General features: G+C 47.2%; 24 protein-coding genes. 1 reads left to right on the top strand and 23 read right to left on the bottom strand.

Translation table 11 applies throughout. From position 1 onward, the window contains the following. Positions 1 to 163 precede the first annotated feature (163 nt). The 23 genes from H6629_11230 to H6629_11120 all read right to left on the bottom strand — a co-directional run bounded on the left by H6629_11230 (position 164) and on the right by H6629_11120 (position 24,832). Entirely contained in the window at positions 164 to 1,339 is a 1,176-nt protein-coding gene (locus H6629_11230) for a hybrid sensor histidine kinase/response regulator (protein MCB9068367.1), read from the bottom strand. Positions 1,340 to 1,532: 193 nt separating this feature from the next. Then, on the bottom strand, positions 1,533 to 3,023 hold the full coding sequence (locus H6629_11225) for a hypothetical protein (GenBank protein MCB9068366.1): 1,491 nt from the start codon (positions 3,021 to 3,023) through the stop codon (positions 1,533 to 1,535). A 46-nt stretch (positions 3,024 to 3,069) separates the two neighbouring features. Next, positions 3,070 to 4,014: a HAMP domain-containing histidine kinase gene (locus tag H6629_11220; GenBank protein MCB9068365.1), complete on the bottom strand. Its 945-nt coding sequence runs from the start codon at positions 4,012 to 4,014 to the stop codon at positions 3,070 to 3,072. Between the two features lie 194 nt (positions 4,015 to 4,208). Beyond that, on the bottom strand, positions 4,209 to 4,979 hold the full coding sequence (locus H6629_11215; protein ID MCB9068364.1) for a FliA/WhiG family RNA polymerase sigma factor: 771 nt from the start codon (positions 4,977 to 4,979) through the stop codon (positions 4,209 to 4,211). A 15-nt stretch (positions 4,980 to 4,994) separates the two neighbouring features. Next, positions 4,995 to 5,252: a hypothetical protein gene (locus H6629_11210; GenBank protein MCB9068363.1), complete on the bottom strand. Its 258-nt coding sequence runs from the start codon at positions 5,250 to 5,252 to the stop codon at positions 4,995 to 4,997. Then, entirely contained in the window at positions 5,249 to 6,133 is an 885-nt protein-coding gene (locus H6629_11205; protein ID MCB9068362.1) for a P-loop NTPase, read from the bottom strand. The genes H6629_11210 and H6629_11205 overlap by 4 nt, the downstream gene beginning before the upstream one ends. Then, positions 6,133 to 7,374, bottom strand: a complete 1,242-nt coding sequence (flhF, locus tag H6629_11200; GenBank protein ID MCB9068361.1) for a flagellar biosynthesis protein FlhF — start codon at positions 7,372 to 7,374, stop codon at positions 6,133 to 6,135. The genes H6629_11205 and flhF overlap by 1 nt, the downstream gene beginning before the upstream one ends. Further along, entirely contained in the window at positions 7,364 to 9,418 is a 2,055-nt protein-coding gene (gene flhA, locus H6629_11195; protein MCB9068360.1) for a flagellar biosynthesis protein FlhA, read from the bottom strand. Before flhA ends, flhF begins: the two co-directional genes overlap by 11 nt. A 56-nt stretch (positions 9,419 to 9,474) precedes the next feature. After that, entirely contained in the window at positions 9,475 to 10,548 is a 1,074-nt protein-coding gene (gene flhB, locus H6629_11190) for a flagellar biosynthesis protein FlhB (protein ID MCB9068359.1), read from the bottom strand. Then, entirely contained in the window at positions 10,549 to 11,319 is a 771-nt protein-coding gene (gene fliR / locus H6629_11185) for a flagellar biosynthetic protein FliR (protein ID MCB9068358.1), read from the bottom strand. A 1-nt stretch (position 11,320) separates the two neighbouring features. Next, on the bottom strand, positions 11,321 to 11,590 hold the full coding sequence (gene fliQ, locus H6629_11180; GenBank protein ID MCB9068357.1) for a flagellar biosynthesis protein FliQ: 270 nt from the start codon (positions 11,588 to 11,590) through the stop codon (positions 11,321 to 11,323). A 15-nt stretch (positions 11,591 to 11,605) separates the two neighbouring features. Next, positions 11,606 to 12,373, bottom strand: coding sequence for a flagellar type III secretion system pore protein FliP (fliP, locus tag H6629_11175; GenBank protein ID MCB9068356.1), 768 nt, complete (start codon positions 12,371 to 12,373; stop codon positions 11,606 to 11,608). Between the two features lie 266 nt (positions 12,374 to 12,639). After that, positions 12,640 to 13,119 carry a flagellar biosynthetic protein FliO gene (gene fliO, locus H6629_11170; GenBank protein MCB9068355.1) on the bottom strand — a complete coding sequence of 160 codons (480 nt, stop codon included), beginning with the start codon at positions 13,117 to 13,119 and terminating at the stop codon, positions 12,640 to 12,642. Continuing rightward, entirely contained in the window at positions 13,119 to 13,568 is a 450-nt protein-coding gene (gene fliN / locus H6629_11165; protein MCB9068354.1) for a flagellar motor switch protein FliN, read from the bottom strand. The genes fliO and fliN overlap by 1 nt, the downstream gene beginning before the upstream one ends. Next, entirely contained in the window at positions 13,558 to 14,574 is a 1,017-nt protein-coding gene (gene fliM / locus H6629_11160) for a flagellar motor switch protein FliM (protein MCB9068353.1), read from the bottom strand. Before fliM ends, fliN begins: the two co-directional genes overlap by 11 nt. Before the next feature lie 31 nt (positions 14,575 to 14,605). Continuing rightward, positions 14,606 to 15,121, bottom strand: a complete 516-nt coding sequence (locus H6629_11155) for a flagellar basal body-associated FliL family protein (GenBank protein MCB9068352.1) — start codon at positions 15,119 to 15,121, stop codon at positions 14,606 to 14,608. A gap of 19 nt (positions 15,122 to 15,140) precedes the next feature. Beyond that, positions 15,141 to 15,995, bottom strand: coding sequence for an OmpA family protein (locus H6629_11150; GenBank protein ID MCB9068351.1), 855 nt, complete (start codon positions 15,993 to 15,995; stop codon positions 15,141 to 15,143). Positions 15,996 to 16,277: 282 nt separating this feature from the next. Then, positions 16,278 to 17,048, bottom strand: coding sequence for a MotA/TolQ/ExbB proton channel family protein (locus H6629_11145; GenBank protein MCB9068350.1), 771 nt, complete (start codon positions 17,046 to 17,048; stop codon positions 16,278 to 16,280). 16 nt (positions 17,049 to 17,064) lie between these two features. Further along, positions 17,065 to 17,268 (bottom strand): flagellar FlbD family protein, encoded by a 204-nt coding sequence (locus H6629_11140; GenBank protein ID MCB9068349.1) that lies wholly within the window; start codon positions 17,266 to 17,268, stop codon positions 17,065 to 17,067. A 197-nt stretch (positions 17,269 to 17,465) separates the two neighbouring features. Continuing rightward, the gene (locus H6629_11135; protein MCB9068348.1) at positions 17,466 to 19,688 is read right to left on the bottom strand and encodes a flagellar hook-basal body complex protein; all 2,223 of its coding nucleotides are present in this window, start codon (positions 19,686 to 19,688) and stop codon (positions 17,466 to 17,468) included. A gap of 98 nt (positions 19,689 to 19,786) precedes the next feature. Beyond that, complete coding sequence (locus H6629_11130) at positions 19,787 to 20,182, bottom strand: flagellar protein (GenBank protein MCB9068347.1); 396 nt, start codon at positions 20,180 to 20,182, stop codon at positions 19,787 to 19,789. Between the two features lie 102 nt (positions 20,183 to 20,284). After that, a complete protein-coding gene (locus H6629_11125) occupies positions 20,285 to 21,076 on the bottom strand; it encodes a hypothetical protein (protein ID MCB9068346.1) in 792 nt (263 codons plus the stop codon). Positions 21,077 to 21,124: 48 nt separating this feature from the next. Then, complete coding sequence (locus tag H6629_11120) at positions 21,125 to 24,832, bottom strand: flagellar hook-length control protein FliK (GenBank protein MCB9068345.1); 3,708 nt, start codon at positions 24,830 to 24,832, stop codon at positions 21,125 to 21,127. A 337-nt stretch (positions 24,833 to 25,169) separates the two neighbouring features. Here H6629_11120 and H6629_11115 point away from each other — a divergent pair, with 337 nt between their 5' ends. Continuing rightward, complete coding sequence (locus H6629_11115; GenBank protein MCB9068344.1) at positions 25,170 to 25,724, top strand: hypothetical protein; 555 nt, start codon at positions 25,170 to 25,172, stop codon at positions 25,722 to 25,724. Positions 25,725 to 25,807: the final 83 nt, after the last annotated feature.

Genomic DNA, 25,807 nt, shown 5'->3' with positions numbered 1-25,807 from the left:
CCTCTTGCCTTATAAAATTTTCGACAATTAGCCGCAATTATTAAGAACAAATTAATATTGCCTGCCTCCATAACGGGCGTATTCTACTGTCCAAACGGACTCGCTAAGTGATTTATAAACATTGTTTAATCACAAAATGGAGAACAAATAACTAATTGCAGATTTATGAAACGACAACCGAGACATTTGTTTTTTTGGTAGGAAGCAGCAGTTGGAAACGTAATCCTTTGTCGTAATCCCTGTCAACAGTAATATCGCCACCCTGCGATGTTAATGCAACTTTGCAGAAATATAGCCCTAACCCTTTACTGCGATAAATATTCGCATTTTTGAGCTCCAGTTGTGCCATTTTGTTAAACAGTTTTTCCCGGAATTCCTGAGGGATGGTTTTGCCTTCGTATGTGATGTTCAGGGTAATATTTTCGTCCGTTTCATTGTCAACGGCATCGATGTGAATGCGGCTTTTATCCAGTGAGTGGCGGTAGGCAAAATCCAGAATGTTATCGATAATGCGCTCGAACAGCTCGGAATCCATATAAACATTGCGCAAATCTTTATCAACCTGCAGCTCTATCAGCTTTTGTTTGTTTTCCGGGAGATCGCGATAGCGCTTGATGGGCGCACGCAACATGAATGCCAAATTGATTGCCACCGGTTGTAGCATGTATTTTCCGCGCTCCAGCCGACTGATATCCAGCAGGCTTAAAATCATTCGCAGCAACTGGTGTTTGCCCATTTCGATGCGCCGGGTGTATTTGTCACTGTCGATGGCTTGGCCGCTTTTGTTCATCATTTCAATCATTTGCAGGCTGATGGAAATCTGGTTCAACGGTGACCGCATATCATGTGCAATCAGTTCGGTAAGCTGCTCTTTTAACCGATCCTCTTCTTCGAGGGCGTTTTTTTGGCGCTCCAACTCGATGTTTTGCTGTTTGAGCTTATCGTAATAAAATTTGCTTTTCAATAAAGATTTTACCCGCGCAACCAGTTCAACACTATCGAACGGTTTGGTTACAAAATCGTCGGCGCCGGCTTCCAGCGCGCGAATTTTGTCTTTTAAATCTTTCAACGCGGTAATCATGATGATGGGAATGTGAAAAGTGCGTTTATCTTTTTTCAACCGTTCACATACCTGAAAACCATTGAGTCGGGGCAGCATAACATCCAGCAAAATCAGGTCCGGTAAGTCTTTGTTGATATATTCCAGCGCTTCAACGCCATCAATGACGGATATGAGTTGGTAACCGCTGGGCTTCAAAAAATAGGTTAACAGATCCAGGCTTTCGCGAGTATCTTCTACAATTAATATTTTTACCTGCTTTGGGTCGAAATCAATCATAACCGTGCCTTGTTTTACAACATTTCCAAAAGACTTATTGTTTTAGATGAAGTAAACTAAAACAAATTTATCATTAATGCAATTGTTGGTGTTTATGGTTTTCTGTGAAACGGAGCAACGAAAAAAAGCGTAAGGGAAGAATTGTCGGCAATGCAATGCAAATCTTTAACGGTTTTACAAAATTGATCAATCGTTACCGTTGTTTTCGGTTTCCATTTTGATTCGCTTTGGCGAGGCGCAAAAACAGCTCAACTTCGCCTTTGCCGAGATTGGCTTCCCGGGCTATTTCATCGATGGTTAGGTGTTGGCGGTGTAAATCGAGTATGTGTGAACGAATGTCCCGCTGCCGGTTGGAATGCAAATTCATGGACGATAATTTGAGCGCCAGCTCCACCTCGCCCTGACCGAGATTGAGTTCCCGGGCCATTTGGCGGGTTTGGTCAGCAGATGTGCTATCCGGATTTTCCGATTCATTTTCACCATCATTTTGCGTATTTGACGATGGGCGAAAGCCGTTTGCGGTTTTACCGAGCAATTGGTCGATCAGTGCATCAACTTGCGGATTTGCGTCGGAATAGTCACGACTTAAATCATTGAGTTGCAGCTCTTTACCATCGCTTTTCAGCGACGGTTTTGCCGGTTGAATAACAACATGCGGACGGTGCTCCCGGCTCGCTTTCTTTTGGGCTTTTTCTGCAGCAGCTTGCTGTGCAACTGCGGATTTTACAACTTTCTGGGCGTTCTTTTTGGCTATTTTGCGAACGGCTTGCTGGTTATTTTTGGATTTACGCAGCCGTTTGATAGTGAAAGGGATCGCCCAGACCAAAAAGAGCAGCGGCAAAGCCATCAATATAAAAGAGAGCGATTGCGGAAAACCGGAAAGCATTTCCCGGAGTTGCGCCAAATATGTCAGCGATTCGCTGCCGGATTCTGCGATTTCGGTCGCAGCGCTATCTGCTGCGTGAATACCGGCAAAATCGACATCTTCCAGCAATCCGTTTGTTGGCGGTGCAGGCTTGGGTGATTGTTTCCGGTATTGCTGTTCGTATTTTTCTGCAAGTTTGCGATTGCCGTAAATCCGGTAAATTTTACTCAGCCCCCGGTAAATTCCCAAAGAGTCGCAACCGTTGGAGAGGGCAATTTTAAAATTGGTTTCCGCTTTTTGATATTCTTCATGTATCAACCGAATTTGCCCGGCTTTATAAAAAACGTAGCGATGCTTTTTCCGCGCCCGCGCCACCTGCTGATACAGCGATAAAGCCATATCGTATTCACCCATTTGCTGATAGTGCATCCCACGGAAGAAATCGTGTTCAACCGGATCGCGAAATTGAGCGTCGCGAATCGACAGTTCAAAACCGTTTGCCCGGGGATTCAGCTGGAAATCCACCGGATGCAGTAAATCTATAATTAACAGCATGTTCTGGCTGTATGGAATGCAACGATAGCCAATAACGGCGGATAGTTGTGGAATTGTCCAATCATCGCTTTGGATTTCATTTTGCTGTACGGTCAGTCCCGTAATTTTTAACACAATTTTGGTGGTCATTGCCGGAGGATCCAGCGCAACAACCTTTACGGGCGATTCGCTGCGAAAAGTGAGTACTGTCTCTCGATTGTTTTGTTGGTAGGAATAATCTAAACCGTATGCGGCTATTGTCAGCGCAATCAAAATTAACAGCATCCGGCCGGATAAATTCTCAGCCAAATACCGCACATTCTGCTGGAGGCTACATGTGCTCTCCTGTAAGTTGGGAATATTTTTCTGCTCCCAGCGCATATATATTCACGTCCTTATGTAGCCCAATGGGCACGTTAAACTTCAACATATTTCCTTGCGGGGGTGTGGCTGTCAAACTTGCTGCCCCACCCAAATGCCGGACCATTTCAATACTTGCGATCAGCCCGTAGTGGTCGCCCGCTTCGGGATCTTCCAAAGCCTCCATAAAAGGCTTGCCGATATTTCTGATCAGTTGTTCATCCATTATCGGCGCAGAATCGCGGATCTCAAGTTCCAACATATTTTTTTCAGAACTTTTTACGCTGATTTTTAACTGCCCGTTATACTCAATTCGCCGTTTGGCGCTAAGCATACCGCTCAGCACGATTTGCTGAAAAGTGATCGGGTTTCCCATAAAAACCGGCACTTTCCCAATTTCTACTTCAATTTGGATACTGCGTTTGTAAAATTGGGTTTTCACCAAATTCATCACAGCGTTGATGGTTGTGCTGATGTCTATTTGTTCCGTTTTGCTATCGCGACTTGCAAACGACTGCAGCCCGCGAATAAGGTTCGCAATACGCATGGTTTGCGATTCAATAATCTCGAGACTCTCTTCAGTTTTTTTCCCCATCCGGGCTATTTGGGTTCGCCCCATGATCACCTGAAGCGGGTTGTTTATTTCGTGTACAACGCCGCCGATAACTTCGGTTAATGCTGCAAGCGAAATAGTTTTTAGCAGATTATTATCTACGTTTGAATGTTGGGAATTGAGTTGGGTGGGCGGTGTAGATTGTGCAATTGATTGCACGGTTGGCGGCGCTTTTTCCAGCGCATTTTCCTGAATAGCTGATAGCCGCGCTTCCAATTCGGAGATCCGGGCAGCGGTTGCTGCGGGTTTTTCGCTTGCCGCTGCGCCGGTTTCGTTAAAATTGCTGATGAGCTTTTTAAACATCCCTGTTCACACTCCTTGTGATTTTAACCGGCGAATCCATTTGCCGGTTGTGCCGTTTTCAAGCTCCTTCTATCAACGACTATTTTCAAAAAAAAATTAAAAAAAATTTTCTACTAAAGTTTTACAACCCTTGCTGCCGATAATTTGTCGGATATTCAAACATTTAGTGTTGATATTTTATACACTTTTCGGCATCAATCTTCATATTCACGAACAATCAAACGCTTCAACCGATCGATCGTTTCGGAGTGAATTTGGGAAATACGGGATTCAGATACGTTCAGAATCTTGCCGATTTCTTTGAATGTGAGTTGTTCGTAATAATATAATTGAACGGCAAGGCGAGATTTTTCGGGTAATTTTTTGATTACTTTAACCAGTAATGCACGCTGTTCGTCGTCTTCGATATTTTCCAGCGGATTGGTAGAAGTAACATCTTCGATAGCTTCGTACAAATTGTGATCATCAAAATTCGGGTTCGGCTTATCAAGAGAAATCATGGATGTTGAATTCAGTTGCGACTGCCAGTGCTGATATTCGGATTCCGAGATACCAAGGTGGCCGGCAACGGTTTTATCGTTTACATCGCCACGGCAAGCCTGCTCAAGCTCTTCCATTATCTTTTTGATTTTATTGGACTTAGAACGCAGCGAACGGGGAATCCAATCTTGTTTGCGCAGTTCATCAATGATCGCACCGCGGATGCGGGGAATCGCATATGTCTCAAATTTAATCCCAAAATACGGATTGTAACGATCCAATGCTTCGCTTAAACCCAGAACGCCGATATTCACAAGATCTTCCCTGTCCACGTTGCTCGGCATTGATTTGAACAACTTATTGACCACATAGTGTACCAGGCCAAGATATTTAACCATGAGTGCGTCGCGCATCCCTGCTTCTTTCGACTCAAAATATGCTTCCCAGGTTGGCTCTGCATTTGCGACTTGTACTTGAGCTTTCATCGACTCCCTCTCAAATTATTTGGTTGATTCTCCGGTTACTGACTTTTCTGCACCTTTTTTTGATACCTGATGCTGTTTGTTCAACTCCGACTTCAGCATGTTGTAGGCACTTTGGTTGTGCAAAATATATACAAGCAAAATCAGTACCGAAAAAATCACGTAGACGATGAAAGCACGGATAAAATTTTCCATCATGGGGATTTTCAGATAAAACCCCGATAGCAACGCTAACAGAAAAATTAATAACGTCAACTTAATCGGCAGCTTTTTCATAAAATAACCTCACGGGTTTTTGAAGTGGCTGCCAAAGCACCCACTTTTGTAAGATATTGTTTTACAATGAGTTCGATCGATTCACCGGCTTCGCCGGAATGCTTTTTTTCCCAAAAAGGCGCTTGAATATCGATCGCAGATTTTAAATCATATTCGAACGGAACGGCACCCAGCAACGGAATTTGGTAAGAAAGAAAGTGATCCAATGCCAGATTTAACTTATCCTGCGCTTCAATACCGCTCTGCGGATTAAGTGTTTGGCTGATTAAAAGCCAAAAATTTTCTGTAGAAATATGTTGAAGTGCCGATTTCATATAAGAATATGTATCGATAATTGAAGCAGGTTCCGTCAAAGTGACGAGAAATACGTCAGTGCATGCTTCCATTATTGCCAGATTCCAATCGTCCAGCCCGGTATGGGTATCATAAATAATACAATTGTAGCGAGCCGTGTGTGGCGCCAGCGCTTCCAGAAAGTATGCGGCATTGGTGGAGCCAATATACGTTTCCTGGCTGGATGGCGCAGCGCCGGACAGCAAATCCACATTCGGGGCAATTTCCGGAAGCTGCAGTTTTTCAGGCTGGTGGCTGTAACTGAGCAAATCGTGAACGGTAATTTCCGCATGCGTATTGGTCAAAATATGCAGCGATGGCGAGTACGGATTTGCATCCACCACCAGCACTTTTTTGCCAAGAACGCCTAAAGCCTGACCAAGCTGGATAGCCAGTACACTTTTGCCAACGCCACCTTTTCCGCTGCCTAAAACGATTTTAAGGCGATTCTCGCGGGCGTTCGCGCCGGCAGCCTGTTCCTGGGTATTATCCTGCTCATCCCGGTATTTGCGGCTCATATCACGTAGTTGAAAGGCCTGGTCGTTCATCAATCCAAACCTCCTTTATATACAAGTTTTGCGATGCTGGCATGATTTGCCGGAACAATATCGTTCGGCACAACTTGCCCGGTTGTCAGATATGATACCGGAATTTGTTGTTTATACAGCACGTTTAGCATCACGCCGGGACCGGTTGCTTCGTCCGATTTGGTGAAAATTAAGCGGTTGGGGCGGAGCGGTTTAAATTTATCCGCAATTTCCATCATGGTTTTGGAGCTGGATGTAAGGCTCATTACCAGATGCACTTCGTTCGGTTCGGCGGCGTCCACAAACCGCTGCAAATCTGCCAGTTGTTCGGCATTTTTGGGGCTGCGACCGACGGTATCAATCAAAATGAGGCTTTTTTCGCGATATTTAAAAACGGATTTCTGCATCTCTGACGGGCTGTAAACCACGCTCATCGGGATGGTGGCGATATTCGCAAAGGTTTGCAGTTGCTCTATCGCCGCGATGCGATACGTATCCGCGGAGATGAGCGCCACATCTCGTTTGTGCAGCAGCTTCATGTTTGCGGCAATTTTTGCGATGGTTGTGGTTTTCCCGACGCCGGTCGGACCGACGAGAACCACGACATACGGTTTTCGATCGAGTTTTTCCAACGGCGGCGCAACCCGGATCATCTGCCGCAACAGTGAAAAAATGGTTTCCAGCACCATTCGGGTGTTGTTGTAATTTTTGGGCTCAGTGCGGGCGTATGCGGTTTGCACAATCGCTTTGGCAAGCTCTTCGTGCACTTCGTTTTCCAGCAGGCGTTTGAGCGCCATTTTGAAAACCTGCGGCAACGCGGGCATGCGGCTGTATTTCACAAACTCGCTGAGTTGCTCCAACACCTTTTTCATGTCCTGAACTTCGCCGGTGAGGTCCTGAAGATGCGTCATTTGCTGCGCGATGCGCTGCTCGCTGATAGATGAGCGGATGGTGTCCATCACTTCCACTTTCTCAACGCGCTCTTTTTCTACCGGTGTTTCCGGTTCCGCAGGCTTGGGACGCGAATACACATATCCGGGCGTTTTCGGCGTGTTATTAATAACGCCGGTACGCTGGGTAATATTTGATGGCGTGTCTATCGCCGCAGTTATTTCGTAAAATTCTTTCCCTCCGAGGAAATCAAAGGAACCGCCTTTTTTGACCTTTTTGGAATTGAGGATGATTGCATCTTCACCCAATTCACTTTTCATGTCGTTAAACGCTTCCTTGAACGTTTTTCCCGTGTACTTCTTAATCTTCATTTCCTATCCTCACCTTACCAATCGACTCAATTTGGACATCAGGCGGCAACTCTCCGAATGAGATTACCGCGATATTTGGGAAAGTTGCTTCCAGCAACTTGTGGAAATATGCGCGAATTGTGGGCGAACAGATAACAACCGGCGAATAACCAAGTGCGCTCACATTCTCGATATTTTCCGCCGTACTGCGATACAGTTGCTGAATAACCGCAGGCGGGAGTCCAAGGGTGTTGTTGTTAACTTGCTTCTGTTTCTGTAATGTATTTGTGATCAATTGCTCAATTTTCGGATCTAATGTCATTGCATGAATCACGCCTTGCTCATCCATATACAGCTTCGCGATGGTATCGGACATGGCGTAACGGACATATTCCGTCAGCACTTCCACATTCTTGGTCATGCCGGAATAATCGGCGAGGGTTTCCAGAATGGTCACCAAATCGCGGATCGGCAGGTTTTCTTTCAGCAAATTCTGCAATACTTTCTGGATGGCGCCAATACTGAGCTGATCCGGTACCAATTCTTCCACCACCGCGGAATAATCTTTTTTGAGATTATCCAGCAATTTTTTCACTTCTTGGCGACCCAGCAGTTTGTCCGCATTTTTGCGGATCAACTCCATCAGGTGGGTTGCCATAATTGCGGATGGTTCAACCACAGTGTAACCGGAAATTTCCGCTTCGTGGCGGAATTTCTGCTCGATCCACACCGCCGGTAATCCGAACGCCGGTTCGATGGTTTCGATACCTTCGATGGCTTTTTCGACGTGCCCGGGGTTCATCGCCAGCAGGCGATCCATCACGATTTCGTTGGTGGCGATTTCGTTGCCGCGAACCTTTACGGAATACTGATCCGGATTGAGCAACAGGTTATCCCGAACGCGAATCGGCGGGACGATGATGCCCACTTCCAGCGCAATCTGTTTGCGCATGGAGGTAATTCTGTCGAACAGATCGCCGCCCTGTTCGGTATCTACCAAACCGATCAGGTTGTAACCAATTTCCAATTCCAGTGGATCGACCTGTAAAATATTTTCAATTTCTTCGGAAGGCGCGGGCAAAGCATCGCGATTTTCCGGCATTTCGATAACATCGGCTTCTCTCTCGGGCTGAATTTTGCGCATGTTGTATGCCACCAAACCCAAAACACCCGCGATAACCAGAAACGGTATCGTTGGCAATCCTGGCGTAAATCCGAACAGCAACAGCGTTACCGATGTGATATACAACGCTTTGGGATTCCCGAACAGCTGGGTGCGCAAATCGCTGCCCAAATTTTCGTCGCTGGCGGCGCGGGTAACCACAATACCGGCAGAGGTCGAAATGAGTAACGCGGGAATTTGCGAAACCAGGCCGTCGCCGATGGTTAGCAGGCTGTACGTTTGCAACGCCTGCCCGGCACCCATGCCCATTTGGGCCATCCCGATAATCAATCCCGCAACCAGGTTGATGGATGTGATAATCAATCCCGCAACGGCATCCCCTTTTACAAATTTGCTGGCACCGTCCATCGCGCCGTAAAAATCCGCTTCGCGGGAAATCTGGATGCGGCGGTGACGCGCTTCGTCTTCGGTGATGATGCCGGCGTTCAAATCCGCATCGATGCTCATTTGTTTTCCGGGCATCGCGTCCAATGTAAATCGTGCGCCAACTTCGGCAATCCGACCGGAACCTTTTACGATGACCACAAACTGGATAATCACCAAAATTAAAAAGATGATAAACCCGACGACGTAATTGCCTTTCACCACAAAACTGCCAAACGCCCGGATAATTTCCCCGGCGTATGCTTCGCCGAGAATCAGCCGGGTGGATGCCAGGTTAAGCGATAACCGGAACAACGTCAAAATGAGCAACAAACTCGGAAATACGGAAATTTCCAGCGGATTGACCAGATACAACGAAACCATCAGCAGCACCAGCGCCGCCGAAATGTTGATTGCCAGCAGCACATCCAATATGATTGTTGGCAGCGGAATAATCATAACTGCCAAAATCAGGATGATGCCAACGGCTAATAATATATCTGTATTTCGTTTTACCACGTCTGTGTAACATCCTTATTTATAAATATTTACAGACAGCTTGTCTGTTTGGTGCGTTAACTTAAACGCTTGTTTTTCATGCGATAAACATGCGCCAACACCTCCGCAACGGTCTGGAAAAATTCCGCCGGTACTTCCTGGTTCAGCTCTACGCTTTTGTACAGCGCGCGCGCCAGTGGCGGATCTTCGACGATGGGTATGTTATTTTCTTCGGCGATTTCGCGAATTTTGAATGCAATATGATTGCGCCCTTTCGCGATGAGCCTCGGTGCGCCCATCTTTCCGGAGTCGTATTTCAACGCTACGGCATAGTGTGTTGGGTTAGTGATTACCACGTCCGCTGTGGAAACTTCCTGCATCATGCGATTACGGGACATTTGCATTTGCATGGCGCGAATCCGGGATTTGATTTTCGGATCCCCTTCCATCTGCTTCTGCTCATCTTTGATTTCCTGTTTGCTCATTTTCAGGTTACTCATGTAATCGTAACGCTGAAAAGCATAGTCTGCTGCGGCAATCAGCAGCAGTCCCAAAGAAATTTTGAAGGTGATCCGTAATGCCGCGCTGATCATCAACCCGGCAATTTGGCTGATCTCCTGATCCATCAACGGCAGCAGATCATCCCGATAATCCATCAAAGCATAGTACCCGATTAATACGACTATCGTTAATTTTAACAAATTCTTTACTAATTCTTCCAAAGAACGCTTCGAGAAAAAGGTTTTCTTGATGCCTTTGAGAATATTGAACTTTTCCGCTTTCGGCTTAAGCGGCTCGAAGGTGAATAAAAAACCGACCTGCAGCAGATTTGCAGCAATACCCACCACCATCAATCCAGCCATAAACAGCAACGTGGTAACGCCGATAGTGCTCAGCCCTTCCACCAGATAGCTGTATATGTCAGGGATTGTCAGCTCCACCAGATAGCCACCGCTGTAAATGCGGTAGTAAATGCTTTTCAAAATCCCGACAAATGAATTTCCGGAAACATACAACAGCATGGTGCCCAACAACAGCGCCATCGCCGAGTTGACCTCCATACTTTTTGGAACGTTACCTTTCTCCCGCGACTCAGTGAGTCGCTTGGGAGTAGGTTCCTCTGTCTTTTCCTGAAAACTGTCATCAGCCATTTAGAACGCCTTCAATAAAAATATGATATCTTCCTGAAACTGGGTGAGCAACACCCGAAACACATAAACAAACACGGGAAAGCCGAAGGCCATAAACGAGAGCCCGGCGGCGATGCGGATCGGGAAACCCACAAAAAAGATGTTCATTTGCGGCACAGCGCGGGCAATAATGCCCATCGCCACCGATGTTAAAAACAGCGCCACAATTACCGGCGCAGCAACTTTTATCCCAATCACAAATACCTGTGCGGTCAACATCATCAGTTTTTCCATGCCCAAAGTGGATATTTTCCAACCGCCGATCGGCAGCACTTCGTAACTGTAAACCACTGCCTGAATTAAAAAATGGTGTCCGTCTAAAATCAGAAAAAACAATATCGCAGCCACATTTTTTAACCGGGCAATTACCGAAACCGTCTGGTTGAGCGTAGGATCAAACACCTGCGCCATTGTGAATCCCATATCCAAACCGACATATTCGCCGGCGAAAGAAACTCCCGCAAAAAGCAGCGAAATCGTGAAACCGATCGTTACACCGGTGAGGATTTCCTGAAACACCAGCATCACTGCAGAAATGTGGTTAAAATTCAGATCAAAATTTTTGGCGTCCGCGATGGGAAAAATGATGATAGCCAGCAATCCGCCCAGCCCGATTTTATACATATTCGGAATTGCCCGATCGCTGAAAACCGGCGCGCTGGCAAACATGGCTGTTGCGCGAACCAGTAGCAAAAAAAATAGATAAATTTGCTGTTCGGTAACCAGTGTCATGCTATCTCGCCAATGCCGGTATCATGTAAAACACGTTGATGGTAAACGTTTCCATTACTTTGATCATCCACGGCAGAATAAACAGCAGCAAAATGATCACGCTGATGATTTTGGGAATAAACGTCAACGTCATTTCGTTGATGGATGTGACCGCCTGAAAAATACTGATGAGCAAACCGACCACCAGCGTAACCAGCAATATCGGCCCGGAAACCAGCATGGTTGTATAAATGGCATCGTTCAAAAATTGAACCGCTAATTCTTCTGTCATCCGTAACTCCTTTACTTATCCGAAGCTGCTAACTACTGAATTAACAAGTAGATACCAGCCATCTACCAGCACAAACAACAGCAGTTTGAACGGCAGCGAAATCATCATTGGCGGCAACATCATCATCCCCATAGACATGAGGACGCTGGCAACCACCATATCAATAATCAGAAACGGAACATATAAAATGAAGCCGATCTGGAACGCCACGCGCAGTTCGGAAATCACAAATGCGGGTATGAGCGTTAGCGTGGAAACTTCGTTGGCGTCTGCCGGTTTGTTGTTTTCCGCCAGCTTTACGAACAGCGCCAGATCTTTTTCGCGGGTGTTTTTCAGCAAAAATTCGCGAATAGGAATCATCGCTTCATTAAATGCATCGCGTTGGGAAATTTTTTTATCGAGATATGGGGCGAGCGCGTTATCGTGCACTTTTTCCCAGGTTGGTGTCATTACCATAAATGTGAGGAACAGCGCCAGCCCGATGAGCACCTGGTTAGGCGGAATGGATTGGGTGCCCAGGGCCTGCCGGATAAAGTGAAATATGATGATAATCCGCGTAAATGAAGTCAGCATAATCAACAACGCCGGTGCCAAGCTGAGAATCGTCATCAGAAAAACCAGCTGCAACGTCACCGAAAAATCTTCCGGATTGTCACTGGCTTCCAGATTCAGCGATATGTTGGGGATGGGCAACGGCTGATTACCGCCACCGGGTTGCTGAGCGAGCAGATCGCCGCCAAACAGCAGCAATCCGAACAGCAAAACCAGCCCCAATCGCCAAATAGTGGGATTATTTTGCCGAAATAACGCTATTTTGGACATTAGATTACTCATTTTAATACCAATTTATCGAATTGCCGGAAAACAGAGCCGGAACAGTCACCCGGATTTCTGCAGCTACCGACAGATAAAAGGCCCAAACGCCGGTTTTATTTCGCATGCCGGTCATTCGAACAACAGAAAGATGTGTTTGGATTGAACGTTAACGGGTCTCTCACCATCCCGTTGTAATTCTACAGCTATTTTTGAATCCGGAAATCAGCTGTTGCCTATTCCTGATTCAGTTTTTGTTGCATCATTTTCCGGAAAAGGGTATTGCTGAAACCGGTTCCGGGCATATTTGCCGCATCGATCATTTGCTGCAGGTCGGGCGTTTCGTCAAATTCTGCGAGTGTGTTGATGTTCATATCGGTTACGCCCAGCAGCAACACTTTGTCCAGCACTTTCACCAGCAGCAGCGTTTGCTTTTGCTGAAGCGGCACTCTGGCGATCACCTGGCACCAATCCCGGTTCAGGTTTCCCGGCATTTTTTGCCCCATGTATCGCCGCAATACATACACTAATCCGATAATCAAAGCAATAATCAGCAACAGCGAAAACACGGTTTTGAACAACAGCCAACCCATTTCCATCGATGGCGGCGATGTTGTCACCGGCAAATTGCTGCTGTCCGGCGGTGTCGAAATCGTCCAGAACACCGTGGAAAAAGCGGCAAACGTTTTGCCAAAAACCGTTGTTTTTTCTCGCATTAGGGGTTGCCTAAATTTTTGATTCTGTCTGCCGGATCGATCAGGTTAGTGATGCGCACACCAAAGTGTTTATCCACCACAACCACTTCGCCTTCAGCCATTTTTTTATTGTTGATGTATAAATCAACCGGTTCGCCGGCCATTTTATCCAGTTCCACGATGGAGCCGCGTTCCAGATCGAGAATTTTTTTGATATACATTTGGGTGCGTCCCAACTCGATGGTTACCGGCAACATTACATCAAGCAACATCCCCAATTTCCGGGTTGAAGCATCTGGCGAGGCTACACTACCGGCAGCACCCGCAAAATTTTCGAACTGTGCATGATGAACCTCGGGCTCTTCAACAGCACCGGTTTCGTTTTCCTGGCTCTCCGAAAATGCATCCGCCCAGGCATCATCCAGTTCATTGAGTTCTTCTTTTGGATCTTGCGATTTATCATCTGCCATTCGATGATTCTCCCTTCATCAATTTGGTTTCCTGATCAATTTCGTTGGTAATTCTGACAGCCAAACGCCCCTCAACAGTGCCCGGACGTCCGAAATACTTCAGCCGGTCCTGTATAAAAATGGGAATTTCGGCATCTACCCGGTTATCCAGATACAGAATATCGCCTTCTTCCAACTCCATTAATTCCTGAATGGAAATTTCGGTTTTGCCCAGTTGAGCACGCACTTCCATTGGGGTAGACTGAAGTTGTTTGGTAATTTTGTAATAGGACATCTGGCGATTTTTTGCGGACATGTTGGATGGATAAAACTGCACGTTCAACCGCGCGATCACATCTTCCAGCGCAAAAGAGGGATAACACAGGTTCATCAGGAAGGTGTCTTCTCCCACCTTCAATTCAAATGAAATGACGATTACGATTTCACTGGCCGGAGCGATTTGCACAAAATCCGAATTGCTTTCAAAACCGAACAAATCGAAGTTCAGTTCGTGCACCGGTTTCCACGAAGCGGTGAGGGTTTTCAGCGCTTTTTCCACAATCGGCTCAACAATGCGTTGCTCAATTGCGGTGATGCCGCGCGGTGCGGTCGGCTTTCCGCCAACGCCGCCCAACAGCCGTTCCACAACCATAAACACCAAATCCGGTGTCATTTCGATAACGGCGCGCCCGTCGGTTTCTTTGATATCAAATATGTAAACCACACAAGGGTTTGCGATAGACAACACATATTCCGAATATCGCAGCTGATCGACCGCCAGCAGATCGATGGTAACCATCGTTTGCAAACGGGACGCCAGATAAAATCCGAACAGTTCCGAAAAGTTTTCGTGCAGCGTCCGGAATGTTTTTAGCTGATCTTTGGATACACGGGTGGGGCGCCGGAAGTCGTATTCATAAATTTCTTTATGATCCAACGCCTCGGATATATTGTCTTCCTTAATTTCCCCGGAATTAATACCAGATAGTAGTCGATCTATTTCCTGTTGCGATAATACTTCCGACATCCTGGCTCACCTTACCTGGTTTGAAATGGTGTTACTGAATAATAAAGCTGACAAAATACACATTGTCCAGATTGCCTTTTTTGGGCAATAACTCGCTTACTTTTTCCATAATTTCCATCCGCAGTTGCTCTTTGTCATCCGGTCCGTCCAACTGCTCGATGGTTTTACTGCTGATGGTGCGGATCAAAATATCGCGCAATTTGGGATCTTTTTTGTGGAGAACCTCGGAATCTTCTTCGCTGTCCAGCTCGAACGCCATATTGATTACCACATAATGAGTACCACCGCTTTCCGCGGGATTGACGATAATATCCTCAACCTGATAAACGATCCCGAATTCTCCGTCATCGCCTTCCTCTTCTTCCTCAACTTCCTGCCCGGCTTGTACCGGCGAAAAAAATGCGGGAACAATGACAAAGCTTGCCAGCAGATATGAGGTAATGATTTGCGCCAGCAAAATGGGAATCGCAATTTTGATATCCAGCTTAAAACCACTTTTGGGTTTTTCTTCAACACCTTCGAGATTCAATTCTTTTTCATCTGCCATTTTTTTCCTCCTTGAAAATTCAGTTCCGTTCGTTGGATGAATAATTTACCATCGGTCGATTTTGCGGTGGCTGCACATAAATTTCCACCCGCCGGTTTTTGGCGCGATTCTCTTTGGTTGTGTTGGGAAACAACGGGTGATGCTCCCCATAGCCGAGCGCCGAAAGCCGGGTGGGATCAATTTTGCGACTGGCTTCGAAATAGCGCAACACACTTAGCGCCCGCGCCGCGGAAAGCTCCCAGTTTGAGGGAAATTCCGGTGTGTTTATCGGCAAATCGTCCGTGTGCCCCTCGATGCGGATATCATTTGGCCAACTGGCAACCGATTCGATAATTTTATCGAGAATCGGATAGGCAATCCTGCGCAAACTCGCTTCGCCAAGACTGTATAACAGCGGCGAATCGATCCGGATGACAACGCCGTTTTTACCGGCGCTAACATCAATCATATCCATCAAATTTGCAATATTGAGCGCCTGAAGCTGCGCCAGCAAATCGTTTTCTTTTTCGCTGCCATCAACGTTGTCGATGTTTTTATTGCCCAATTCCTTTTGCTTTTGCAATTCTTCTTCCAACGCTTTTAACGCTTCCTTAATTTCTTGCGCTGTATCGTCAAATTTCTTTTTTTGGTCAACAATCGCTTTCGGGAATTTTGTTTTTACCGGAGAATAAATTGCATCATTTCTCGGCAAAACCCCCAATGCGCCTTTCAAGCTGCCCAACGCTTTTTGGAACTCCACTTCCTGAATGGATGAAAACGATAGTAACAGCACAAAAAAGGTTAACAACAAAGACATCAAGTCGCTAAACGTCACAATCCAGAGTGGCGCACCAGCCGGAGCCTCTTCCTGTTTTTTTTGTTTCTTCCCTGCCATTAAGATTTCCTTTATAATCGACTCTATATGTAAGCAATATATATGCCACTATTTGAGCATTTTTTCTTTATCGCTTAAACTGTTGTTTTAGAATAATTTGAAGGCAGGATTATTTTGGAGAGATTGTTGAAATGTTCTATGCAATACGGGAATTGATTAAGAATTCAACACCCGGCATCGCAGATTTAGACAGTTGCCAATTTTTTCAACAGCACAAAAAATGTGAAATCAGCCGGCATTTGGTGCTGCCGGATCAGTTTACCGGTTTGGGGAAATGCCGGATCAATCGTTGCCATCTTCGCTTTTGCGATCTTTCGGCGGTAAAAATGCCATCAGTTTTTGCTCTACCAATCGCGGGTTATCGCCCGACTGGATGGACAAAATCCCGGCAATGATCATTTCCCGAACCTGAACTTCTTCTTTGGTGCGTTCTTTCAGTTTTCCGCCGAGCGGGATAAAAATGAGGTTGGCTATAATTGCGCCGTAAAACGTGGTGATCAACGCGACCGCCATGGAGGGACCAATACTGGCAGGGTCGGACATGTTTTGCAACATCAGCACCAGACCGATCAACGTACCAATCATACCGAAAGCCGGGGCATACGCACCAAAGCCATCGCAAATGCCATGTGCTTTTTTGTGCCGTTCTTCCATGTTGGCAATTTCCGCTTCCAGAATATCGGATAGCAGCTCCGGCTCTGTTCCGTCGATCGCCAACTGTAACCCACCTTTTATAAATTTATCGTCAATTTCCTTGATGTGTGCTTCCAATGCCAACAGCCCGTCTTTCCGGGCTTCTTCGGCAAATTTAACCATCATTTCAATCGTATTTTTTTTGTCTGCTTCGGTAAATTGAACGGCTTGCATAACCATTGCCACAAACCCGGTGATATCGCTGAGCGGATAGTTGATCAAAATTGCCGCTATCGTTCCCAACGATACAACCAGCGCCGACGGAATATCGATAAATGCAGCGAGGCTACCGGCTGCCAAAATGGACCCGATAATCGCTATAATACCAATAACAAATCCGGCAACGGTTGCAATGTCCAGCGCTTTTTTCATGGCGTTATTTCACTTTAACTCTCAGGTTTTCGAAACATCGCTGACGATATGCAACGATTTTTTCTATCACAAGCTCTGCCGGATCCAGAACAAAAATTTTTTTGCCCGTCATTGTGGTAATAATCGTATCCGGCGTCGTCTCTACAAATTCTATTAAATCGGCATTGATTGTGATTTGTTTACCATTGATTCGTGTTACGGTTATCATTATTTATTGAGCATTTCATATTGAAAATTTAGTATCAGTTTTCCATTTATTTTGAGGCGGCCGCTGCATAAACAATAGCCGCCTCAATTTTGTTTTCTGAATACCTGAGTTTGATAATCGGTCAAGAATTTCAGATTTTTAAGGCACTTCGTGAAGTGCCTCTACGTTTTTCTTTATCCTTTACCCTTTATCCGTTATTACCGTTTCAGGTTTGTGACTTCGGACAGCATTTCGTCGCTAACGGTGATGGTCCGGGCATTTGCCTGGAAACCGCGCTGGGCAACGATCATCTTGGTGAATTCTTCTGCCAGATCCACGTTGGATTGCTCCAGCGCACCGGCGATGATGACGCTGTTAAAGCCTCCGCCTGCCGTGCTGTACTGCGGATCGCCGGAGTTACCGGACATTTCGAACAAGCTGCCTTCGCCGCGAATCAAACCTGCCGGGTTGTTGAAATTAGCGACCAACAACTGCGCCAGTGTCTGGTTAATGCCGTTGCTGAATTCGCCGTTGATGCGTCCCTGCTGGTCGATATTGATACGATCTAACACGCCCATGCCGTAGCCATCCTGGTTGAGGATAACCGTATTTGCGTTCGCGCCGGAGAGTTGGGTCAATCCTTCAAAGCCACCCATTTCACCCGGATTCAGCGCGATACTGATGGGCGAAGAGTTGCTGCCGGGAGAGAATTGCAGCGCTGCGGAGCCGTCGGTATATTCGAAACGGGACAGCGAACCATCCGGTGAAAATTCTACGTAACCGTCGCTGCCGCCATTGGCGATGTAGCCGTCCGGCAGTTGCACATCCCACAACCAGCGATTGGGCGATTGCACGTCTTTGGTGAAGACCAGTGTCAAATCGAAATCGTTACCCAGCGAATCGTAAACGGTAACGGTCGCGGACTGCGTGGCATCTTTGGCTTCTTGCGATTCCAGATAGTTGCCCGGTGTAGCATCGAACAGTGTATCGAATTGAGTGCGCGATACGCCCAAACCGTCAACCGCAACGATGTTCAAATCACTCAGTTCATAAATCACGCCGCCATCGCCATTGATGACCAATCCACCGTCTTCGGGATTGATTTCAACACCGGAGTCGTTGGTTAATCCCAGCGTAGCTTCGATTTGTGAGAGATAGTCACCGTAGGTGGTGGTGCCGCCAACGACAGCCAATGTGCCCGTGGTTACAGCCGTTCCGCCAACGTTACCGTCGATGGAAATGGTATCGCCGCCGGCCAAGCCTAAGGAAACACCGTTGTCATTTATCAGGTTTTCCAACAAGTCCGTTGCTGTTGCGATGTGCGCAAACTGGGCTGTGTTGGTTGCGGCAGCATTAATATCGCCTTCCAGCGATTTAAACGCGGCTTTCAAAATCGGATCGGTGCCATCGATGGTGATGTTATTTGCAGCACCGCTGATATCCGTAAAGACAATCTGTCCGCTGGCATTCAATGAGGCTGTTAACGAGTTTGCGCCTGCTGCGCCAAAATCATTGTTGATTTCGGTGATCAGGTCATCCAGCGAGTTGAATGCATTGTTGGTTGTGGATGCATCCGATTCTACATATTTGTACGTGAAAGTATTCGCAGCGCCATCGGTGATGGTGATGCTGGTGTTGTTAGGATTCATGCTATTCAAAATGGATGTTTTGCCTGTTCCGTCAACCGTCAGCATTCCGCTCATATCGGAATCGTCTGCGAGTTGCTCGATGGCGTAAACGCCGCCGGATTTCAGGATCGATCCGGTCGGTTCCAGTTTGGCATTCAGGTTACCGTTGAAGGTAATTTGATTGGTTGCCGAAGCGGGCAGTTTCAGGCTGCCGGGAATCTGGATATCGGTGATTCCTGCTGCCGGATCAATTTCGCCATCCGGTGTTGCTAAAAATCCCTGGACTTTCAACCCGTTGGAAGGCATGGTCAGCACGCCATCTGCGTTAAACTGGAATACACCGGCACGGGTGTAAACGCGTTTTCCGGCATCATCCAACACAAAAAAGCCATCACCCTGAATGGCCAGGTCTGTGCCCTGTCCGGTGGTTTCCAGGCTTCCCATGGTGTGAATGGTGTCGATTGTGCCGACAGCCATACCCAAACCCACCTGAATCGGGTTGGTGCCACCGGCGCTTGCCACCGGCTGCGTGGTGCCGCGGATGGTTTGCGCGAACATTTCGCTGAAGGTCACACGACCCACTTTAAAACCAACCGTGTTAACGTTGGCGATGTTGTTTCCAACAACGTCCATGAACAATTGATGATTGCGTAATCCGGTAATTCCGGCTTGAAGTGAACGCATCAGACCCATTGTTAAATCCTCCTTGTGAGATGAATAATCATCCGTGATGTAAATATCTGCCAGCGTCAATCGGTCGGCCGGCAGCAGGGTTTCCGTGCCAAAAATCAGGAGGTTTTTAGCGTGGTCCAACCCTGTGAGTTAATTAGTTAGTTGCTGTTTTTTAAACCTTTAGCTTTGTATATTCCGCCCTTCGATTTCGCTCAGGGCTCGATTTCTGTCGAAGCGCATCACAAAACTACCGCACTGTCGATATTCGTAAACACGCTGTCGTCCATTCCCTGACGATCCATTGCCGTTACCACTGTCCGGTTATCCGCATTCACGATGAAGGCGTAATCGCTCATCAGCACCAGCGAGTTGTGCCCGCCTTTTTCCTTCGCCTGATCCACCGCGTTGTTCAGCAAATTCAGCTGATCGGCGCTCAAAGAGATGTCCCGGCTGCGCATCCGCGATTGGGCGTGTGCGGAAAACTTCAGTTCGGCAGTTTCATCCAGCTTCGCTTTCAGCAATTCGCGAAATGGCGATTGCTCCGGCGAGGACATCGGCTTCGGCGATTGTGACAATCCATTTACGCCGCCTATCGGCACAAATGGGAGTGGTAAACCGTCGATTTTTCCTGCCACTGTATTTCTCCTTTTTTATGTCGCAAACGCTGCCAAAGAATCCCGCGATCCCGCTCGTACAAGATCGCGGAGATCATGGAGGGTTTACGGTAGATTTATTTTCTAAAAAATGCTTCTTCCCAACGCCGTGTTGAAAACATTCATGCTTTCACCCGGATCGGGATCTGTTTCACCGGTTCCGGTGCCAGTGCCGCCGGTATTACCGGTGATGGCGTCCGGCAGTAACAATTCCAACACGTTGGCCATCGGCACTTCGGTGTTTCCAATCATCAACATTGGTCCGCTGGCGCTGTAACGCAACCCGGTTACCAATCCGGACATGTACGTATTCACATTCATATCGATGCCGTCAAAACTGGTTGCGGAAACCTGAAAATCGTAATTTCCGGCATCCAGCTTGTTGCCGTCGTCGTCTTTGCCGTCCCATTCGTAGATATTTTCGCCGCTGCCGACATTATCCAGCTCGACGGTGCGAACAACTTTGCCATCGCCATCCATTATTTCAATTTTCACATTCTGTGCATCGCGGGGAATTTCGTAAACCAGCGGTGCATCGGCGCTGCCGTCGAAATAGGTTTCGCTGCCGATCGCTTTCACCTGTTTGCCAATCACGTTGGATGCCAGCGTGTTGTTCACCGATGTTGCCAGCAACAGGTTGGTTTCCAGCGATGCTTCCAGTAAATCATTCATCTGGCTGAGCTGTTCCAGCGAGCTGAACTGGGCAAGCTGGGCGCTGTAATCTTCCGGAGATTGTGGCTCCAGCGGATCCTGGTATTTCATTTGCGTCACCAACAATTTCAGGAAATCATCTTTCCCCATAATTTTTTCGTTGGTGCTGGTCGCCTGCGAAATGGGAGAGCTGTTGTTTACACCTAACACATCGCCGATATCCATAAAATCACTCCTTTAAAAAATCTGCAGAACTTATTATAAATCAGTTATTTACACAGTTACATCTACGCCATTTTGCCCGAACATCCGGGGTTGCGGATTGGGTGTTTCGGGAGCCGGATCGTTATCCGGCAGCGTGCCGCTGTGGCGGGCGTTTGTCTGTTGCTGTTGGGTTTGCTCGCGGGCAAACTGTTGTTGCGATCCCAATTGATCGTTGTAATTGATGTTAAATTCCTGCACCTGAACGCCCATTTCACCCAATTTATTGAGCAAATGCGATTGGCCGTTTTGCAGCAGCGCAGATGTTTCCGGCAATCCGGTTTCGATGCTGCCAACCAGTTTTTGGTGCTTCATGCGCAGGCGCAAGCGGATGACGCCCATCTCGTGCGGCTCAATTTGAATGAACAATTGTTGCGCCGCTGTTTGCGGACGTTCCGCCAATTGATAAAATTGTTCCTGTAAAATGGCAGCCATTTTGCCGGTAAACTGCTCCATCGACTGGAATTTTACCACATGCGTTTGACCGGTACCAGTGGTTGGTGCGGTGGTCGGCACATTTGCTTCCCCCGCGGTAACCGCCGAATTGGACCAACCGTTTTTCGCCAAATTTCCGGCAAAACTTCCGGTATCGCCGTCTTCAATCGGCAGATCGGCAGTTGTCGCCGGTGCCGGTTGCGGTGCATCTGTTTTGGTGCGGGATTGCAGCGGCGCAGCTTCTTCAATCAAGGTATTATCGAAATATACGGTTGGCGCTTCGCCCAAAACCGGTTTGTTTTCAGCAACAGTTTCTGTTTGCGGCGCAATGCGCTGTGTGCCATTTTCTCGGGATTTTACCGGACGCTGAACTTGCGATACCGGCAGATTCATCGCCGGAGCGACCGTCAAATTCACCGCATCGCGGAACGGGTTTTGTTGAATTTGTTCAACAGAATTTTGCCGCCAAACCGGAACGGATTTCACTGTTTCATCAGCGCCGGATTGCTGCAACATTTCCCGAACCAGCGTTTGGCTTTGTTCAACGGTCGGCAATTCGCGAACTGTCGTTCCGGTTCCAAATTCCGCCTGGAATTGTTGAACAGGGGCAGCGGTTTGTTGCGTATTGGCTGCAAATCGTTCACCCCAAAACGGTTTTAACAACAGATTGTTGACAACCTGGGTCCAGTTTTTTGTGCCCGTTTGGGTGCGATTGGCTGCCGGATTTTCTGTAATTTCCGGCTGATCTTCAATTATTGTGTTGCTTACATTTTTTTCTGGTTGTTCAACCGGTTTTGAAATCGGATCTGCTGCTCCGGTGCGGCTGGTTTCCACAATCGTAATTTTTGGCGAAACTGGCGACTGCTGTATTTTTGGCGATTGCTCCAAACGCTCCGTCGATGCCGGTTGGTTTTGCGCAGAAACGGGTGTTTTTACCGGAGTCGTTTCGCTTTGCCGGTCAGGTGTTGCAACCGATTTTTGCACGGGAGATTCAACCGGTTTTGCCGTCGGTTGCGGCTGAAGTTCCACAACCGGTTCAGCAACAAGCGGAGTAGCAGACACAGCAGATTTCGGTTGCGCAACCGGTGAAGCCGGTATTTTTTCAGCGCTGTTTGCAGCCTGCGGAATCGGTTTGGCAACCACTTCCGGTGCTGTTATCCCGGCAGGTTTTGCCGATGGTTGCGGTTGTTTTTCAGCAGCAAACACAGGTGTTGGCTGTGTAGCAAATTCACCGGATTTCGGTTGTGCAACCTGCGAAACCGACATTTTTATCGTGCTGTTTTTCGTTTGTGGAGCAGGTTTGGCAACCGTTTCACCAGCCGCAAACACAGCCGGTTTTGCCATTGGTTGAGGCTGATTTTCGATGATTGCCCCTTTTGCAGCTTGAAAATTTGTCACTGCCGGCGCGGTAGTTTTCGCAACCGTTTCACCCGCCGGGGTTCGGGGATTCACCGGATTTTCAAATGGCCGGGTCGAAATTTCGATCCGCTCATTTGGTAAATGTTGTGCGGACGAACCGCTTTTTTCAATCAGCACAGTTGCCGGTTGCGTCGCGTTCCCGATCGGTGCCGGGCGCGTGACAATCGGCTGCGGATTATTTTGCAACTGTGGTCGGTTTGGCTGAGCCGAAAAATCCGGTTGATATCGCACAGATGTTCCGGTAACAACCGTTTCACCCGAACGAAAACCACCGGTTTGTTGCGAAACGGTTGCTGTTTGCGCATTCAAATTTCGATAGCTGCCCTGAACCGCTGTCCCGTTCCGAAGCGGCGTTGCGACACTGGTTATCGGCGCTGCAGTGCGCGGCGATACGTTGGCTGCCGGGCTGACCGGCACATCGTTTTTTGCATCTGCAAGCGGCTGAGAAACTGTCGTTTGCGGATGTTCTGCTACGGCCACTGCAGGTTGTTTTGTCGCTGCAAATTGTTGATTTTCATAAATTTGCGGTGCATCTTTCTGTGCAACAGAAAACACATTCACCGGCGCAGCCACGCTTTTGGATGGCATTGCAGGAGCGGTTTCTTCACCGATCAATTGTTCCGGCGCAACCGAAACACCGCCACGATTAGCAGTCGGCTGAGTAAGTTGTTCCGGCGAAACTGAAACATCCCCATGATTGGCGGTCGGCTGAACAAGTTGCTCCGGCACATTTGAAACTTTGCCACGATTAATTACCGGTCGAATTTGCTGTGCAACGGTATTTGAAACGGCACTTTGCACCACGGTCGATTGACGGTTCGCTACGGGCTGCGGCGTTGCGGCGCTCGTCGGTGTCCGGTAATTTCCGGACAGTTTCCCCTCAAATAATTGCGCTGCACTGCCGGTTTTCGGCGCTGCAGTGTGGACCCCTGCCGTATTTTTTTCAAAAACACGATTTATCGCCGATGCCAAAATGGTTGGCTTTTCGGATACCGCGGCTGCCCTCGCAGGTTCAACCAACGGCACAGTAACGCCGTTCACAACCGTCGATTTCGATTGCAAATTTGTATTGTGTGCTATCTTTGCACCGATGGCAGTGGGCATTTCCGGTTGCACATTTGCTGGATTTGCGGTTGAGGCTGCAGTAAATACAGTATTGTCCGCCACATCGCCAATAACCGCAGTACCCGCCGCAACTAATTCCGGCGAGAAATTGCCAACCGCAATAGGCGCACTTTTTTGAACAACTGTTTTTCCCGATACAACCGTAATATTTGGCGTTTGCTGCGGCACATTTTCGCCGAATGCAGCTTCAACGGGAGCACCGGAAACGGGATCGCCGGTTTCGGTAATTAAGGTTGACGGCTGTGTTTGGGTAAATCCGTTTTCTGGATTGCCAAACAGGTGGCGCGCAGATGGTTGCGCAATCGTTTCCGTTTGTAAATTATTGGAAATTGGGAGGTTGGCAGCCGGAACACCGGTTAGGGTTTGCGGCTGAAAACTATTGTCGCCGGTAACAAACGGCACGCTTTCGGAGCCGGAGCTTGCGATTGAAATCCCGGAGAGATTTCCGGCAAACGCACCTGATCCATCACCGAAACTATTGGTAATATTGAGATTATCTACATTTTTTGTTGATATTTCGGAAAGTAAATTGACCGGAAGCGGGGCAACTTGCTCAACCGGAACGGCAACAGCAAATACCATTGAATTTCCGGATGGCGTTTCTGCTGTACCATCTTCCAAAGCGGCAAACAAACGCCGGAAAGCGTCCGTTTGTGGCAGGTGCTCTGTTTTCTCGCCACTGCTTGCGCCACGGGCAAAAAAAGCACCAATAAATGTCGGGTTTGTCAAGCTTGTGAACATCCGGTTCACCTTTATTTGTTCATCCAGAACACATCATTAACTATTTCGTTATTGCTCATTTTCGTAATCGCGCAGAAGAACTTTAACCGGATTTCGAAATTTTTTTAATTATTTTCAATTTCCCAATCCGTTCTGTAATCCCGGTTTTCGCTGTGAGCATTTTGTAATCTTCGGATGCATTGACAAACGTTATGAATTTCTGATAATTTTAAAGTTGCCCATAACGCTGTCGATCAATCCATATTAAGCCAATGGCTGGAGTAAATTATGGTTTCAAAAACCTGCAAAAAAATAACTATGGATGAAAATATTTAAACTTAGTGCGGAGGCTTTAACAATGCGTAAAACATGGATGTTCTATGGATTGTTTTTCTATTTTTCATTATTTGGTGGTTTGGCAAATGCACAAGATGCGTTAACCCAGCTTCAACAAATGTATATGATGAAAGAACTGCTGCCGGAAATGCAAACTGCTGGCATCATCGTTAACGGAAGCAGTGTTGATATGGCAGAGCTTCAGCAAAAGCTGGAGCGGGTTTCCGCAACGCTAAAAATTAAAATTGTGATTTCCGATGCGCGTTCACTGAAAGATGTTTCTGCGGAATTCAAAAAAATTACCGGAAACCATAGTATTGATATGTTGTGGGTATATCAGGCGGATGATGTGCTGGGTAACAACATCGCCAAAGATTTCCTCATTAAAAATAGCGTTATCCAAAAAATTCCGATGCTGGTGCCAGATGAAACCTGGGTAAAAGCCGGTGCGTTCATCGCCCTTTGTAAAAAGGAAGGCAAAACCAGCTTGTCGGTTAATCCGCAAACCGCAAAAGCGTTGGGTATATCTGTTCCGGAAAAACATTTACCGCAAACGGAATTTTTTGCAGCGCAATAAACGTAAACTACTATAAAATATACGGATAGGTAACTTCCATGCAGCTGATCCAAATATTCCTAAATCTGAGTATTCGACAAAAA

Source organism: Calditrichia bacterium, from assembly GCA_020634975.1.
Lineage (GTDB): Bacteria > Calditrichota > Calditrichia > RBG-13-44-9 > J075 > JACKAQ01.
Note: the sequence above shows the minus strand (reverse complement) of the source record. Positions and strands in the feature narration are given on the sequence as shown.